Source organism: Bacillus sp. FJAT-22090 (assembly GCF_007676755.1).
Taxonomy (GTDB): Bacteria; Bacillota; Bacilli; order Bacillales_A; family Planococcaceae; genus Psychrobacillus.
Genome location: NZ_VEBK01000007.1, coordinates 1 through 17,424, shown reverse-complemented (window position 1 = coordinate 17,424; position 17,424 = coordinate 1). Strand labels below are relative to the sequence as shown.

Genomic DNA, 17,424 nt, shown 5'->3' with positions numbered 1-17,424 from the left:
CTAGATTATGAACTTGCTTTCGTCCATAACCTACCTTATGCTACAAAGAGATTTTTTAGACTCTTTTACCCGTGAAATGGATAATCCTCATTAATATAAACACGTTCTTGATGGACTGCTTTGCCAGTAGAATTATCTACTTCGACAAAGAAGCCACTTAATACGGAACGACCGCTTTTAGGAACTTCAAATCGGGTAGGCATATTCGTTTGGAAACGATATAATACATCCTCTTTTTTCATCCCCAAAACCTCGTCATAAGGACCAGTCATCCCAACATCTGTAATATAAGCAGTTCCTTGCGGTAGTATACGAGAATCTGCAGTTTGTACATGTGTATGTGTCCCAACAACCACAGATGCTTTTCCATCTAAATGCCAGCCAAACGCAATTTTTTCGCTAGTAGCCTCCGCATGAAAATCAACAAAAACAATGGGTGATACCTTTTTCGCTTCGTCTACTAACTCTGTAGCTTTTTTAAATGGGTCATCATGCGGTGGTAAAAATGTTCTACCATGCATATTAATGACTGATATAGTATGACCATTTTTAGTAACAGAAGTCATTCCTTTCCCCGGTGCTTCTTCTGAAAAATTAGCAGGTCGGATTAAATAATCCGTGTCATCAATGAAATCCATAATCTCTTTTTGATCCCATGTATGATTACCCATTGTAACTACATCCACACCCATATGTAACAGAGCTTGAAAAATATTTTTAGTAATACCCCGCCCAGCTGCGGCATTTTCACCGTTTGCAATTACAACGTCTGGATTGTATTTTCTCTTTAATCTAGGCAGATAACTTTCTAACGTATCTCTACCAATCGAACCAACAATGTCACCTATAAATAATATCTTCATGTTTCATCCACTTCCTTAACGAAAAAAAGGCTTCTTATTAGAAGCCTTTTCTTCTATTTTGCGTATTCTACAGCTCTAGTCTCTCTAATTACAGTCACTTTAATATGACCAGGATAATCGAGTTCTTCTTCGATTCGTTTACGAATATCTCTTGCAAGTCGATGAGCGGAAATGTCATCAATCTGATCCGGACGAACCATAATGCGAATTTCTCTTCCTGCTTGAATCGCAAATGATTTTTCAACACCGTCGTAGGACTCTGAAATTTCTTCTAGTTTCTCCAGACGACGAATATAGTTTTCTAATGTTTCACTTCTTGCACCAGGTCGTGCCGCAGATAGAGCATCTGCCGCTGCTACTAGTACCGCAATAACGGAAGTAGCTTCTGTATCTCCATGGTGGGAAGCAATACTATTAATAACTACTGGATGTTCTTTATACTTCGTAGCAAGCTCGACACCAATCTCCACGTGACTTCCTTCCACTTCATGGTCAATTGCTTTCCCAATATCGTGAAGTAATCCTGCACGTCTTGCAAGTGTCACGTCTTCTCCAAGCTCCGCTGCAAGTAAACCAGCTAAAACAGCAACTTCCGTTGAATGTTTTAATACATTTTGACCATAGCTTGTACGATAGCGTAATCTACCAAGAATTTTAATCAAATCAGGATGTAGATTGTGAACTCCTACATCAAATGTAGTTTGTTCTCCGATTTCACGGATCTGTTCATCTACTTCTCTTCTCGATTTTTCTACCATTTCCTCAATACGTGCTGGATGAATCCGTCCATCTTGTACTAATTTCTCTAGTGCTAAACGGGCAGTTTCTCTACGTATCGGATCAAATCCTGATAGAATAACAGCTTCTGGTGTATCATCAATAATTAAATCAATTCCAGTTAAAGTTTCAAGCGTACGAATGTTTCGACCTTCACGACCAATAATTCGGCCTTTCATTTCGTCGTTCGGTAAATTAACAACGGAAACGGTTGTTTCTGCTACATGATCAGCTGCGAATCGTTGTAAGGCAAGCGAAAGAATTTCGCGAGACTTTTTATCAGACTCTTCTTTTGCTCTTGTCTCTGATTCTTTTGTCATTACTGCTATATCCGTAGCAAGCTCATTTTCTACCTCTTGAAGAATAACTGTTCTTGCTTCTTCACGAGTTAGTGTAGAAATTCTTTCAAGTTCGCTTTGTTGTTTAGCAACCAGCTCGTCCACTTTACTTTCTTTCTGTTCGATATGCTGTTGTCTTTCGGTTAGAGCATCTTCTTTACGCTCAAGACCTACTTCTCTCTTGTTTAGAGCATCATCCTTACGATCAAGATTCTCTTCTCTTTGTAATAACCGATTTTCCTGTTTTTGCAGTTCCATTCGGCGTTCACGGATGTCAGATTCTGCTTCATTTCGTAATTGGTGAGTTTCATCTTTGGCTTCTAATAGTGCTTCTTTCTTTAATGCTTCTGCTTCTCGCTTTGCTTCATCTAAGATGAGTGCAGAAGATTGTTTTGCACCAGTCACTTTTGAATCGTTCACGTTTTTCAGATAAATATAACCAACAACGGCACCGACGATCAGACCAAGCAAAGCGGAGATGATAATTTCCAATAATGGCATTCGAACACCCCCCTATTGCTATACTTTTTAAGTTTCAGTCGGCACATATATGCAAATGCATAATTGTACTGCCTTTTTCATCATTTAATAAAGAAATTATACAATTTTAATTGTATAGATGTAGAAATACTCTGTCAAGGAAACGGCAGGAATATTATTAGAAAAAGAATGGTTTCATATGCCCATTTTAGCGTAATAAAAGTGCAAGCACCCTTTAAGATCAAAACCTGTATCTATCGTTTTCAAAGTCCTTTGGGAAGACCTATGCTATATAATGGCCGATTTTTTAAGTGCTGTTGATCATGACTGACGTCTTAATCAGCAGCTCTTTTCTCAGTAATCCTATGGTATTTATCTATCCATCGCCCTTCTCAAACTTTAGGCACTGGTTTAGTACTGCTCTTTTGAAAAAGAGAAGCAACATTTCCCTACCTTTTGAAGAAGCGACCGAAGATACAATTTCGGTCGCCCCCACTTTCTCTATTAAGAAACAATTACTATTCGTATAATTCCACCTAATATAACAGTGATTACCAGACACCACACATAGGATTGATTGTAATGAAAGGCGGCGACTCCTGCCACCTGCGGGATGAGTGGGATAGATGAACCAACTCAGGCGACCCGCAGGGGCGGTGATGGTTCATCGCCCACCCCACGGAAAGCGAGCGCCTGGAATGGAAATAAACCGTATGATAGAATCGTTTTTTCACAGCAAAAAATTATATACTTTCTTCTCTTTTAAAAAAAGCCTCTCAATTAATTGAGAGACTCTTCCTATATTATTCCTCGTCTAATAAAAGATCGAATTCTCCATCTTCTTCTTCCGGCTCATGGCCAGCAATTGTATAGGATGTCGCAGCTAGTCCAAGAGATTCACGGATTTTCAAAGCAATTTCAGTTTTTACAGCAGGATTTTCCTTTAAGAACTGTTTAGCATTTTCTCTACCTTGCCCTAAACGTTCTTCGTTGTATGCATACCAAGAACCGCTTTTTTGTACGATGTCCATTTCTGATCCAAGGTCGATAATTTCTCCTTCTTGAGAAATTCCTTCACCATACATAATGTCGACTTCTGCTGTTCTAAAAGGTGGTGCTACTTTATTTTTTACAACTTTAATTTTCGTTTTGTTCCCCATAATATCTGTACCTTGTTTAATAGCCTCGGCACGTCTTACTTCCAAACGAACGGAACTATAAAATTTAAGAGCACGTCCACCTGGTGTAACTTCAGGATTTCCGAACATAACCCCTACTTTTTCACGAATTTGGTTAATAAAAATAGCGATAGTGTTAGATTTGTTAATAACACCAGAAAGTTTACGTAAAGCTTGTGACATTAAACGAGCTTGAAGACCGACATGTGAGTCACCCATCTCTCCTTCAATTTCCGCTTTTGGTACCAATGCAGCAACTGAGTCAATTACTAAAATTTCTACTGCACCGCTACGTACTAGTGCCTCAGCAATTTCAAGTGCTTGCTCCCCAGTATCCGGTTGGGATAAAAGTAACTCATCAATATTTACACCGAGTTTTTGAGCATAAACTGGATCTAGAGCATGCTCAGCATCTATAAATGCCGCTTGACCGCCATTTTTTTGCACTTCTGCAATCGCATGAAGGGCAACAGTCGTTTTACCAGAGCTTTCTGGACCATATATTTCAATAATACGTCCTCTAGGGTATCCGCCTATTCCAAGTGCTGCATCAAGGGCTAATGAACCACTGGAAGAAGTGGATATTTCTCTGTCCGTTTTTTCTCCTAGTTTCATAATTGACCCTTTACCGAATTGTTTCTCTATTTGTTTTAAAGCCATTTCTAGCGCTGCTTTACGATCGTTACTCAATTATATTTCCTCCTCAAAAGAAAATCTGATTTTTTATTTCTATTACTACTATACTAGGTATTTGAGAAATATACAAGAAATAAGCGAACGTCCATTCGTTTATTTTTTGCGACTATTTCATTTTAGTAGTTAAAAACGGCTCAAAATTTAATTTTGAGCCGCTTTCCTATTCGAAATTTAATTTTTCTTTATATATTCGAAATTCCTTGTTCACGAAGCAACCGTATTAAATAATGAATGGTAAATTTGACTGCTCTTAATCGGTTTGTATTTCTCATACCTGTTAAACTTAACTTGTATGAAACTGGTGCCGACTCCCCATACGCAATACCAATCCAAACAGTTCCTGGCGGTTGCCCTCCATGACCATCGGGCCCTGCTGCACCAGTGATACCTATTCCAATACTAGTATTGAATTTATCTTTTATTCTCACTGCCATTTCTTCTGCACATTGACTCGAAACTACACTAAATTCTTTAATTGTATTTTCATTAACGCCTAATTGTTTCACCTTTATATCTTCTGTGTACGTAATCATTCCACCGACTAATGCTTCTCCCATTCCTGGAATTTCAGCTAGCTCTGATTGAAATAATCCTGCAGTCATACTTTCTGCAGCAGAAAGCGTTAAATTGTTCTCTACTAGTATCTCACGCAATTTAGATGCAAGTGAATCATTGTTATAGCCATACACAAACTTTCCTACCCGATTTAAAATCTCCGCTTGCAATGCTTCGATCAGTTTCCACGCTTCTTCTTCTGTGTCACTTTTAGCAGTCAAACGTAATGTAACTTCTCCATCAGATGCAAGTGGAGCAAGTGTTGGATTTGTTTGATTGTCTAACAAATCTTGAACTTCCGTTTCCAACTCTGCTTCTCCAATTCCGTAAAATCGAATAACATGTGATTTTATAATCGTTTCACTATGTAGTAGCTTAGGTAGAAGCGGTTTAGCTTCAAATTGGAACATGGGCTCCATTTCTTTCGGTGGTCCAGGAAGTAGCATATAAGCGTGTGTCTCAGTTGTTAGGAGCATACCAGGTGCCATACCATGCTTGTTTTCTAAGACCGTACATCCTTCCAGTACAAGCGCTTGTTTTTTATTGTTTTCTGTCATTTTCCGGTTCATGCGTTTAAAGAAATCTTCGATATAAATTAAAGCATGATCGTCTAGTACAAGACTTTTGTTTAAATGCTTTGAAATCGTCTCTTTTGTTAAATCATCTTTTGTAGGACCTAAACCGCCCGTAAATATTAGGAAGTCCGCTCGATTTTCGGCAATTTGTATAGAATCTACTAGTCGATTTGGATTATCACCCACTACTGTATGATAATAAACATCAATTCCTAACTCTGCTAGCTGAGAAGAAATAAAGCGGGCATTTGTATTAGAAATTTGACCTAATAATAATTCGGAACCGACGGCAATAATTTCAGCTTTCATGGAAAAACTTCCTTCCTACTTAGAATCGAGTAATACTTTGCGGTTCAAATAAAAGTAATCAAAACCAGACCATAATGTGAAAAGTAGACAAACATATAACATAATCATATCAAAAGGAATATTAAACATTTCAAAAAACACATTTCCTAATAGCAATGAAGAGATGGCTATTATTTGTGTCCACATTTTGATCTTGCCAAGTTGGTTTGCTGCAACAACTTCTCCCTCGTTTGCAAGAATTAAACGAAGACCAGTTACCGCAAACTCACGGCTTATAATTAAAATAACTACCCAGGCTGGTGCAATTTCAAACTGAACTAAAATAATTAAAGCAGCCGAAACAAGTAATTTATCTGCAAGTGGGTCTAAAAACTTTCCCATATTTGTTACGAGATTATATTTTCGTGCATAATAACCATCAATAAAGTCTGTGATCGATGCAATAATGAAAATAATGGCACCGATCAAGTGACCTACCGGAATAGTTGCACCAAGAAAACTAACATCTCCCCAACTAAAGTTTACAAGCATGAAAAACATAAATACAGGGATTAGAAAAATACGGAACATAGATATTTGATTTGGTATATTCATTTATATGTAACTCCTTTCGTTTTCAAACAAAATAGCCATCTAAAAGATGACTATTTGTTAAACTGTATTACTAAATTTTGCGTAGTTCTTTCACTTGGAAACTCAACTATTTGATCATTCATATATACTGTATTTCCAGGTGTATGACCCATACGAATACGAACTCTTGAAAGGCTAGTTGCATCAAATTCGTATGTTTCACCAGCATTAACTGATTGGTCAACCAAGATTTTGTTATCTTGGTCTCTTATGTTTAGCCACGTTTTGTTCGCTGCAACTACTTTTACCATGTAGGTTTCTGCTCCAGTTAAATCGTATGTAGACGTTTCGCCTTGTGTTTCCACAAATGTTAACTGTTGCTCAGGTGTAGGTTCTTCTTCTACAACCTCTTCTACCTCTTCTACTTCTTTTTCAGGCTCATTGCTATCTTCCACTTGAACATTCGGATTTTGCTCCGTTTGAGGCTGTTTTTCAATGACCAATTCATTAGTTGAATCTACAGACTCATCCGATTCCTTCGGTGTTTTTTGGTAAAGGGTCCAGACAATAACAATAATAGCTACGATAAATAATGCTACGACTAACATAGGAAAAATTTCCTTGAGCTTATTAGACGAGCGCCCCCCTAGAGCCCTTCTAGAAGGCGTTGTGGGCATATTTTTAGAGACATCTTCACTGGATGGTGTAGGAAGATCTGTTTTATAAGTCTCTAGTAGCTCGTCCCCATTTAAACCTACTGCTTCAGCATATTGCTTTATAAAAGCTCGCACGTAAAAAGTACCTGGCATAGTCGTATAATTTCCTTCTTCAATTCCCGCCAAATATCTTTTTTGTATTTTCGTTATTTCTTGTAAATCATCAATACTATATCCTTTTGCTATTCTCGCTTCTTTTAAGCGAGCGCCAAGTTCAGTCAACTAAAACACCTGCCCGTTAAAAATTAAATCCACCGAATCCACCAAAGCCACTCATTCCTTTGTCAGACATACTGTGGTTTTTTTCCATCATTTCATACGTAATTTCTTCTTCGGGACTGTGACGAAGCTCAATAATATAATCAAAATCATCAATCGAATATTCCGAATGCTGGATGAACATATCGGGATGCTCGACTACTTTAATGGTAGGCATCCTCATCATTTCTCTTACTAACATTTGATGTTTTTCATCATTTGAGTTTCTCGTCACAATACCATCAAGAATGAAAATATTACGATCACTAAACTCATCCCCTATTAGCTGGCTTCTAATTGTTTGTTTTATCATCGTGGAAGAAAGAAATATCCATTTCTTATTCGCACATACACTTGCAGCAACAACCGATTCCGTTTTACCAACACGAGGCATTCCCCTAATACCGATAAGCTTATGGCCCTCTTTCTTAAAAATCTCAGCCATAAAGTCTACAAGTATCCCTAACTCATCGCGGACAAATCGAAACGTTTTTTTATCATCCGCATCTCGTTGAATATAGCGACCATGTCTTACCGCTAAACGATCTCTAAGCTTAGGTTCTCTAAATTTAGTTAACTGGATAGTTTCCATTGTAGAAGCAATATGCTCAAAACGCTCCATGTTTTCTTTTTTCTCTGCTTTTATAAGCATACCACGTCGACCTTCATCTACGCCATTAATCGTCACGATATTCACTCTAAGCATTCCAAGTAAAGAAGAAATATCCCCTAAAAGTCCGGGACGATTTATTTGAATATCGTATTCAAAAAACCATTCAATTGCCATAGATATCTGTCCTCTCTGTTAGATGACGTTATTCGTCCATTATAAGTTCTATCATATATGAATTCTAAGGTTAATAAAAGAAAAAAAAGAAAAGAGCACAAATATCTCTCTTTTCTTTATTTCTCTCTCAAATATACCATCCGCCATTTACTCGGATAATTTGACCAGTTATATAATTCGCTTTTTCGCTTGTCAAAAAGTCAACCGCATCCGCCACGTCTTGTGTCGTACCAAAAACACCAGCAGGTATTTCCTCTAGGATTAGCCTACGAGCTTCCTCTTCTACATGTAGATTCATTTTAGTATCGATAAAGCCTGGTGCTACAGCGTTAACTGTAGTTCTCTGGGTAGCAACTTCTTTTGCGTATGCTTTAACAAATGCATGCTGAGCCCCTTTAACAGCAGAATATGCCGCTTCATAAGAAGCCCCTGTTTCACCCCAGATCGAGCCGACAAAAACAATAGAACTATATAGATTCTTTCTAAGCTTCGAAGTCAATTTACCTAAAAGAAACATCGGATGCTCTATATGAACTTGAAATAGATGGCGTATATCTTCTAACGAGGTATCTTCCAACCCTCCATACAAGCTATGTCCTTGTGCAAAGACAACAGACTGTAAAGAAAAAATAGAATTTGCCATTTTTTCCAACGAATCAGATTCTCGCATATCGGCTTGAATAAGCATAAATTCCTGTGCGGGATATAATTTTTCCAATTCGTTTATAAGGGTACTTACAGATGCTTTATTATTCGCATAGTGTAAATATAAAGACCATCCTGTATCTGCAAGACTCCGACAAATAGTGTTTCCTATTTCTCCAGAGGCTCCTACAACTAATGCAAATTTTTTATTCATTATTGTTTTTCATAAATGGATCTACTGTAAATATAGTATGGGTATGCTCATCTGTTAACGTTTCAAATGCATCTTTCACTTGTTTCATCGTTAAATTTTCTAATGCAGGAACAACATCGAATAAATTCATCTCATTAAATAAGTATCTTGTAAATTGGTTTGCAATATATTCTATTGAGTTTAAGGCACGTAAGAAAAACCCAATTTTTTTACGGGTAATTCGTTTTAAATCTTCTTCGTTAAACGGCCACTCATTTGCATATTCTATAATCGATTGTTTAATCTTTTTAGTCAATTCTTCCGGATTAATAGTATCCGAACCAATCATGGTGAATCCATATCCATGTTCCATCGAAAAATCTGCGGAGTAAGATTCATCAATTAATCCTTTTTCATACACTTCCTGGTAAAATGCAGACGATCTACCAAAGAGAAGTTCAACCGCAACTTGCATCGATAGCTCAAAGTTTAACATTTCCTTACCTGAAATATTTGTATTGCTTGCTTTTATACCATAAATGACTTTTGGCTTTTGTACATCCATTTGTAATGTACGCTCCGAGAAAGCAACGTCCTTTTGTTCGTTTGGAAAAAATCGCTTAATCTCTTGCGGTGCTTCAAATGTTTTCGAAGCTTGATCCTTTTTGATAAATTCCATCATTTCGGATGGATCCACAGCACCCACTACGAATACAACCATATTCGAAGGATGGTAAAAAGTGTTATAACACTCATATAAATGATCTGCTGTAATTTTGTCAATAGATTCTATTGTTCCAGCAATATCAATTTTTACTGGATGTTCTTTATACATATTCTCAATGGCACCAAAGTATAGACGCCAATCAGGTTGATCATCATACATCGTTATTTCTTGACCAATGATCCCTTTTTCTTTTTCTACCGTTTCTTCAGTGAAATACGGTTGTTGCACAAAATCGAGCAATGTTTTCGTATTTTCTAGCACATGATTAGTGGAGGAAAATAAATATGTTGTTTTTGTAAATGAAGTGAAAGCATTAGCAGAAGCCCCTTTTTCGCTAAACTGCTGAAAAACATCGCCTTCTTCTTTTTCGAACATTTTATGCTCTAAAAAGTGAGCAATCCCATCCGGAACAATTACAGGTTCAGTTTTACCGAGAGGGATAAACTCACGGTCGATAGATCCATAATTCGTTGAAAAAGTTACAAATGTTTTGGAAAAACCTTTTTTCGGTAATATATATACGTGTAAGCCATTAGGCAATTGTTCATGATACAAGGTTTCTTCTAATTGTTCAAAATACGTTTCATTCATTGTCTGCACCTTCCTTACCAGATAGGAAATAGACGAATTCCTTCTCTATATTTAATGCCATTTGTTGAATTTGATCCTTCGTTATATTAGACCATTTAGCAACCCAGTTTTCTACGGTAAATGATTCATTTATCTCTTTATATTGATCATATATTTCAATTTGAGCACGAGCGGAATCCAGTGCTTCTTTTAATTGGTTCGTTAACATAGATCTTGTTTGATTTATTTCTAACTCAGTGATGTCCCCTTGTTGCATTGCTTTTAATTGTTCATCTATTAATTTCACTGCCTTTTCTTGCAAATTTGAATCAATTCCTGCGTATACAAATATTAAGCCATATAAAGAAGAATAACTACTAGATGCGTAGTAGGCCATGCTTTCTTTTTCACGAACATTCATAAATATTTTAGAATGTGAAAAACCACCTAATATCCCATTGGTCATCTGCATAATAGGAAATTCTTTTGAAAAGAAATTAATCGGCGTACGGTAGGCTATATGAAGCTTCCCTTGTTTCATATCTTGTATTTCATGTAAAAATTCTTTTCTTTTATTCATTGCTGGTGTAACTTCAGCTTCATTAGTAAGCTTTTCAGCTCGATCAGCAAATTGAAAATGACTATCTATTTTTTCTTTTATCTCTTGTACATCAACATCTCCGACTATGTAGATGGACAAGTCATCTTCTGTGAGAATTGTATTATGCATAGCAATCAGTTGTTCATTCGTTACAGCTTTTACTGTCTTAACCGTTCCATTGGCCATAATGGAGGCTGCTTGATTCGGACGTATATTTTCAAGTAATCGTTGTTGGGCATACCTTGTTTTATCATCATACATCGATTGTATCCGCTCTATCACTTGATCTTTTTCTCTATTTACGATCGAATCAACAAATTTTCCTTCTACCAGTCTTGGTTTGAATATGACAGTATGTAACAAAGTAACAACTTCATCTACTACCTTTTCGTTTGATAAATAGGCATCATTAACAGTCTCTGCATTCAAAGAAAAGATATGTTGATTCCCTTTTTTTCCTGTATCAAAATATAGCACAGCACCATATAGCTCTTCTAAACGTTTTCGAAATGCTGCATTTGTTTGAAAGACGTCATTATTATACTGTAATACATTAGCTAATACAGAGCGAACCGCCGCATTTTCTTCGGTTAATTGTTGCTTCCACTTGAACGATATATTAATCGTCTTAAATTGCTCTGTCGGACGGACATAAAGCTTAACTCCCTGCGCAAGGTCAAATTGTTGGAACATATTGTGATCCCCCTTTTTCTTTCTAGTGTATCTCATATACCTTTTCACTATACATGTTCTAATTATATCAACACAAACAAAAGGGACCAAAATTAATTGGTCCCTAAAAAGTTTTATCGTTTTCCTTTGACATACGGTATACCACTTGCTTTTGGTGCTTGAGCTTTTCCGATGAATCCTGCAACTGCTAAAATAGTCAAAACATATGGCAAGATATGCAAGTAATAACTTGGAATTTGATTGATATATGGAATTTGTCCACCAACAATACTTAGAGCTTGTGCAAAACCGAAGAATAAAGCAGCTCCTAATGCACCAAGTGGATGCCATTTACCAAAAATCATTGCAGCTAACGCCATATATCCTTGTCCGTTAATAGTCGTATGACTAAACTCACCAGAAATAGATTGAGAATAGACCGCTCCACCAATACCAGCTAATGCTCCTGATAGGATAACGGCAATATAACGCATTTTTGTCACATTTACACCCATCGTATCCGCTGCCATTGGATGTTCTCCAACTGCACGAAGTCTCAACCCAAATGGTGTTTTATAAATAACAAACCATGCAAGTACTGCAACCGCTACTGCTAAAATAGACGTGGAATAAACATCTTTAAAAAGCATAGGTCCAATAACTGGAATATCACTTAAAAAAGGAACATCAAAACGGATGAAACGTTCTTGAATATAATCTGTCTGTCCTTTTCCATAAATCATCTTAACTGAGAATAATGCGATTGCCACACCTAGCATATTGATCGCTACCCCAGAAATAGTCTGATCGGCACGGAAAGAAATAGTCGCAACCGCATGCATGATAGCGAAGATTCCAGACACAACCATCGCAGCAATAATAGAAACCCAAGGAGTCATTGCACCAAATGTATCAACAAACATAAGGTTAAAAAGAATTCCGATAAAAGCACCCATTACCATTAAACCTTCTAGTCCAATGTTAATAACACCTGAGCGCTCAGAAAATACCCCACCAATGGCAGTAAAAATTAAAGGAGCTGCATAAAAAATAGCAGATGGGACGATGAAGTAAAGAACCTCTAAAAAACTCATATTACTTCGCCTCCTTTTTCTTTTTCATTTTTTCAAGGAAATAGCGAATAATGTAACCACATGCAACAAAGAATATAATAAGCGCTATTACGATCGATACGATTTCTACCGGAATACCAGCAGCATTCGGCATATTCAATGCTCCATATTTTAAAGCACCGAATAATGTTGCACCAAATACTACACCTAGTGGAGTATTTGCACCAAGCAAGGCAACCGCTATACCATCAAATCCAATACCGGTAAATCCACCTTTGACATTGGCATATTGGAATGTACCCAGTGCTTCCATTGCTCCACCTAGTCCTGCAAAAGCTCCTGAAATAACCATAGAAAGAATGATATTTTTGTTTACATTCATTCCTGCATATTCAGACGCATTTTTATTAAACCCAACTGCTTTTAACTCAAATCCAGTTGTTGTTTTTTCTAAAATAAACCACATAACTAAAACCATCGCAAGTGCAATGAAAATACCATAATGCAATCTAGAATAATCGGTCATACTTTCAAATAACGCAGATTTTAAGGAAGCAGTTTCCTTAATGGGACCTGTATTTTCTCCGCCGTCTGAAACTAATCGAATAAGCACATTAGTTGTATGAAGCGCGATATAGTTCATCATGATTGTGACGATAACTTCATGCACCTGTAATTTAGCTTTTAACAATCCAGGGATAAACGCCCAAAATGCTCCTGCTGCAGCTGCTGCAAGAATTGCAAATGGTAAATGGATATACATCGGAAGATCGAATGCAATCCCAACATATGCAGCGGCAAACCAACCGACAAGAAGTTGTCCTTCCACCCCAATATTAAATAAACCAGTACGGAAAGCAAAAGCTACCGCTAACCCTGATAATAGATAAGGCGTTATTTGACGAATTGTTTCTCCTATCGCATACGCGTCCCCAAAAATACCGTTCCATAATGCGGCATAACCTGCTACGGGATCGTAACCGCTCACTAGCATGACTACTGCTCCTACAAGTAAACCTAAAATAACGGAAATAACAGGGACAAGTATATTTACTACTCTATTCGACATGCTCTTTTTCCCCCTGTTTAACACCATTTTCTTTAATACTTTGTCCTGCCATTAATAATCCAAGCTCCTGCTCGTTCGTTTCCTTCGGCAATAAAGTATCTACTATTTGTCCATCATAAATTACTGCAATACGATCGGAGACATTCATTACCTCATCAAGTTCAAATGATAGTAGAAGAACAGCTTTCCCTTTATCACGTTGTTCGATTAGACGTTGGTGAATAAACTCAATTGCCCCAACATCTAGTCCCCTAGTCGGAAGTGCAGCGATTAATAATTCTGGATTACGAATAACTTCCCGTCCAATAATCGCTTTTTGTTGGTTACCACCAGATAATGCGCGTGCTGGAGTATGCTCACCTTGTGTTCGAACGTCATATTCACTAATAATCTTCTGTGCTAAATTTGAAACTTGTCCATAATTCATAATACCGTTTTTGGATATAGGATCTAAATAGTAAGTTTGTAGAGCTATATTATGACCAATTGGAAAATCTAATACTAAACCATGCTTATGACGGTCTTGTGGAATATGCCCAACACCTGCCTCCGTAACTTTACGAGGCTTTTTATTTGTTATATCTTGTCCATTAAGGAAAATGGAACCACTTTTAGATTTACGCAAACCAGTAATAGCTTCAATTAGCTCCGACTGACCATTTCCGTCAATACCGGCAATACCTAAAATTTCACCTTTTCGAACAGATAAGTTTAGTCCTTTTACTTTTTCTACCCCTCTATAATCCGCAACGACCAATTCTTTTACAACCAAAGCTTCATCAGTAGGTCGTGCTTCTTCTTTAATAGTAGTAAAGTCTACTTGTCTACCAACCATTAAAGAGGCAAGTTCATTTGGATTTGTCTCGGATGTGATAACCGTCCCGATACCTTCTCCTTTTCGGATTACTGTAACTCGGTCCGTAACATCCATAATTTCTTTTAATTTATGTGTGATCAAAATGATTGACTTACCTTCTTGTATAAGTCGTTTCATAATTTGAATGAGTTCTTGGATTTCTTGCGGTGTTAATGATGCTGTCGGTTCGTCAAAAATTAATATTTCTGCTCCTCGATAAAGCGTTTTTAAGATTTCAACACGTTGCTGCATACCTACAGATATATCTTCTATCTTTGCGGATGGATCAACATCCAGACCATACATTTCAGATAATGCTTGGATTTTTTTTGCCGCATCCTTAATATTGATAACACCACTTTTTGTAAGCTCATTACCTAAGATGATATTTTCTGTAACCGTAAAATTTTCGACAAGCATAAAATGCTGATGGACCATTCCAATACCAAGATCATTCGCCACATTAGGGTCTGTAATCTTAACGGACTTTCCATTAACTTTTATCTCCCCAGCTTCTGGTTGATACAGACCAAATAGAACATTCATAAGAGTGGACTTTCCAGCTCCATTTTCACCTAAAAGTGCATGTATCTCTCCCTTCTTTAATTGAAGGGTAATATTATCATTTGCTACAAACGATCCAAACTCTTTTCGAATGCCAAGCATTTCTATTACATAATCCAATGAATTCACTCCCTACTATACTAGTACAAAATTAATACAGGAAAGACCTTAAATCTTGTAAGTTCAAGTTAATTTTTTTATATGAAACTTAATAAAGACTTTAAATTTTTAAAATCTTTCTTCTATTAATTAAAATATCATAAAGACCGATAAATATCGGCCTTTATGATGTTAGAAAACAAATTATTCTACTGTTTCAGGAACAGTAATTTCGCCAGCAGCGATTTTTTTAGAGTATTCATCGATTTGGTCAAGAATATCTTGTGGAATAGCTCCGCGAGAATCAGCGAGCTGTACCCCTTCTTCTGCTAAACCATAAGTAACTGTTTTCCCTCCAGGGAAGTTTCCAGCCATTGCATCTTTAGCAATGTTTTGTACTGCTACGTCTACACGTTTTTGCATAGAAGTAAGCGTGATGTTAGTATCACCAACAGCTCCTTCTGCATATTGGTCAGAGTCAACTCCGATTACCCATACATTTGCATTAGCATCTTTTGTTTTACGTTCTTTTGCTTCAGCGAATACACCGTTACCAGTACCACCAGCAGCATGGAAAATAATATCAACGCCTGATGAATACATACGATTAGCAGTTGTTTTACCAAGTGCTGCATCATCAAATTTACCTGTGTACTGTACATCTACTTTAATACTTGGATCTACAGCTTTAACTCCTTCTAAGAATCCAGCTTCGAAACGCTCGATTACTGGAATTTCCATTCCACCAACAAAACCGATTTGTTTAGATTCTGACATTAAGGCTGCCGCAACACCTGCAAGGAATGACCCTTCTTGCTCTTTAAACATAACAGAAGCAACATTTGGTTTATCAACAATTGCATCAATGATTGCAAGTTGTGCATCTGGTTTTTGGTCAGCAATTGTACCAATTGGTTGTTCCATTAGGAAACCAATTCCGTAAACTACATCGAAATCACGACGTACTAAACTATTTAGATTAGTGATATAATCAGCGTCTGATGCAGATTGAAGGTAGTCATAACCACCATCGCCCTTTTTAAGACCGTTTTCTTTACCGAATGCTTCAATACCTTCCCAAGCTAATTGGTTGAAAGATTTGTCATCTACACCACCAACGTCAGTTACCATTGCAAGAGAGAAATCTTTTGTTTCTGTACCTTTGTCAGTACCTTCTGAACCTGTTGAAGTTTTTGCATCTTCGTCTTTTGTACCACAAGCTCCAAGGATAGTACCAGCAGCTAATACAAGTGACAGTCCTAATCCAAATTTACGTTTTGTCAAATTGAAAACCTCCATTTAATTTTCTTATTAGCAGGAATTTGAAACATTTTACACCCTTTTTCGAACAACATGAAAGCTAAATTTATCCGCACGAAAATAATTTTTCGAGTACAAAACCACTCGATCGTTCTCATCGTAGTGAAGTTGTTTTAATACAAGCAAGGAAGTTTCCGGTTCGCAATTCAAAGTCGGCGAAGCAACTTCATGGTATCCAACAGGATCGATAAATGCGACTGCATGAGATACACGAATATCCCCAGATTCCTCTAATGCCGTAAAAATAGAGCCTTCTTCTCTAATGAGGAAATCATTAGGCAAATAATTCTTCGGAACTTTATCGACACAATACACAACTGGTTCGCCATTTGCAGTACGGACCCGTTCCATCGAAATAATTGATTGCTCTTCTTTACATTGGAAGCGATTAATGTCCTCTTCAGTTGAAAGCGATTGCATAGAACTTAAATAAATAGTCCCAGGTTCCATACCAGCACTTCTAATCATAGAGGAAACACTTGAAAGTTGTTCAATTCCTGAAGTAAAAACAGGTTTTGAATTAACAAATGTTCCAACTCCATGTCGTCTGACGATGACATTTTCTTCTTCCAACAAACGAAGAGCTTCCCTTAAAGTTGCACGACTTACTCCGAGTGATTTTGCTAATTCAAATTCAGAAGGAAGCTTTTCCTTTTCTTTGAATATACCATTTTCAATGTCTTCTTTAAGACGATCAATCACTTGAAGATATAAATGACGATGATCTACTTTTATTGTCATTTAAAAACACCACCATTTTAAAGAGATCAGACCTCTGATGTAAAACATTCCTACTAATCAGTCATACTATAACATTTTTAATGATTGAAATAAATACTTTTATTTTTATTTAAATAAAAATAAAAGTATTTCAGATTGTAGACAAAAGGGTTTCGAAATGGTCGTATTTCGAAACCCTTTCTATTTTTT

15 protein-coding genes are annotated in these 17,424 nt (G+C 36.9%); all 15 read right to left on the bottom strand.

Translation table 11 applies throughout. The features are described 5' to 3' along the window. Positions 1–65: 65 nt before the first annotated feature. The 15 genes from FS486_RS10195 to FS486_RS10125 all read right to left on the bottom strand — a co-directional run bounded on the left by FS486_RS10195 (position 66) and on the right by FS486_RS10125 (position 17,235). Entirely contained in the window at positions 66–863 is a 798-nt protein-coding gene (locus tag FS486_RS10195) for a TIGR00282 family metallophosphoesterase (RefSeq protein ID WP_144511233.1), read from the bottom strand. Positions 864–916: 53 nt separating this feature from the next. Further along, entirely contained in the window at positions 917–2,479 is a 1,563-nt protein-coding gene (rny, locus tag FS486_RS10190) for a ribonuclease Y (protein ID WP_144511232.1), read from the bottom strand. A 782-nt stretch (positions 2,480–3,261) separates the two neighbouring features. Beyond that, complete coding sequence (gene recA / locus FS486_RS10185) at positions 3,262–4,326, bottom strand: recombinase RecA (protein ID WP_144511231.1); 1,065 nt, start codon at positions 4,324–4,326, stop codon at positions 3,262–3,264. Positions 4,327–4,514: 188 nt separating this feature from the next. Next, positions 4,515–5,771 (bottom strand): competence/damage-inducible protein A, encoded by a 1,257-nt coding sequence (locus tag FS486_RS10180; protein WP_144511230.1) that lies wholly within the window; start codon positions 5,769–5,771, stop codon positions 4,515–4,517. A 15-nt stretch (positions 5,772–5,786) separates the two neighbouring features. After that, on the bottom strand, positions 5,787–6,365 hold the full coding sequence (pgsA, locus tag FS486_RS10175) for a CDP-diacylglycerol--glycerol-3-phosphate 3-phosphatidyltransferase (RefSeq protein ID WP_144511229.1): 579 nt from the start codon (positions 6,363–6,365) through the stop codon (positions 5,787–5,789). A gap of 50 nt (positions 6,366–6,415) precedes the next feature. Further along, the gene (locus FS486_RS10170) at positions 6,416–7,282 is read right to left on the bottom strand and encodes a helix-turn-helix domain-containing protein (protein ID WP_186321415.1); all 867 of its coding nucleotides are present in this window, start codon (positions 7,280–7,282) and stop codon (positions 6,416–6,418) included. Between the two features lie 16 nt (positions 7,283–7,298). Next, positions 7,299–8,105 (bottom strand): DUF3388 domain-containing protein, encoded by an 807-nt coding sequence (locus FS486_RS10165; RefSeq protein ID WP_144511228.1) that lies wholly within the window; start codon positions 8,103–8,105, stop codon positions 7,299–7,301. 127 nt (positions 8,106–8,232) lie between these two features. After that, positions 8,233–8,964: an elongation factor P 5-aminopentanone reductase gene (gene ymfI / locus FS486_RS10160; RefSeq protein ID WP_144511227.1), complete on the bottom strand. Its 732-nt coding sequence runs from the start codon at positions 8,962–8,964 to the stop codon at positions 8,233–8,235. Next, positions 8,957–10,261 carry an EF-P 5-aminopentanol modification-associated protein YfmH gene (gene yfmH, locus FS486_RS10155; RefSeq protein ID WP_144511226.1) on the bottom strand — a complete coding sequence of 435 codons (1,305 nt, stop codon included), beginning with the start codon at positions 10,259–10,261 and terminating at the stop codon, positions 8,957–8,959. Before yfmH ends, ymfI begins: the two co-directional genes overlap by 8 nt. Further along, on the bottom strand, positions 10,254–11,534 hold the full coding sequence (yfmF, locus tag FS486_RS10150; RefSeq protein WP_144511225.1) for an EF-P 5-aminopentanol modification-associated protein YfmF: 1,281 nt from the start codon (positions 11,532–11,534) through the stop codon (positions 10,254–10,256). Before yfmF ends, yfmH begins: the two co-directional genes overlap by 8 nt. Positions 11,535–11,647: 113 nt before the next feature. Then, positions 11,648–12,607: an ABC transporter permease gene (locus tag FS486_RS10145; RefSeq protein ID WP_144511224.1), complete on the bottom strand. Its 960-nt coding sequence runs from the start codon at positions 12,605–12,607 to the stop codon at positions 11,648–11,650. A 1-nt stretch (position 12,608) separates the two neighbouring features. After that, on the bottom strand, positions 12,609–13,655 hold the full coding sequence (locus FS486_RS10140; protein WP_144511223.1) for an ABC transporter permease: 1,047 nt from the start codon (positions 13,653–13,655) through the stop codon (positions 12,609–12,611). Continuing rightward, a complete protein-coding gene (locus tag FS486_RS10135) occupies positions 13,645–15,195 on the bottom strand; it encodes an ABC transporter ATP-binding protein (RefSeq protein ID WP_144511222.1) in 1,551 nt (516 codons plus the stop codon). The genes FS486_RS10140 and FS486_RS10135 overlap by 11 nt, the downstream gene beginning before the upstream one ends. 183 nt (positions 15,196–15,378) lie before the next feature. Further along, positions 15,379–16,458, bottom strand: coding sequence for a BMP family lipoprotein (locus FS486_RS10130; RefSeq protein WP_144511221.1), 1,080 nt, complete (start codon positions 16,456–16,458; stop codon positions 15,379–15,381). A 48-nt stretch (positions 16,459–16,506) separates the two neighbouring features. Beyond that, complete coding sequence (locus FS486_RS10125) at positions 16,507–17,235, bottom strand: GntR family transcriptional regulator (RefSeq protein ID WP_144511220.1); 729 nt, start codon at positions 17,233–17,235, stop codon at positions 16,507–16,509. Positions 17,236–17,424: the final 189 nt, after the last annotated feature.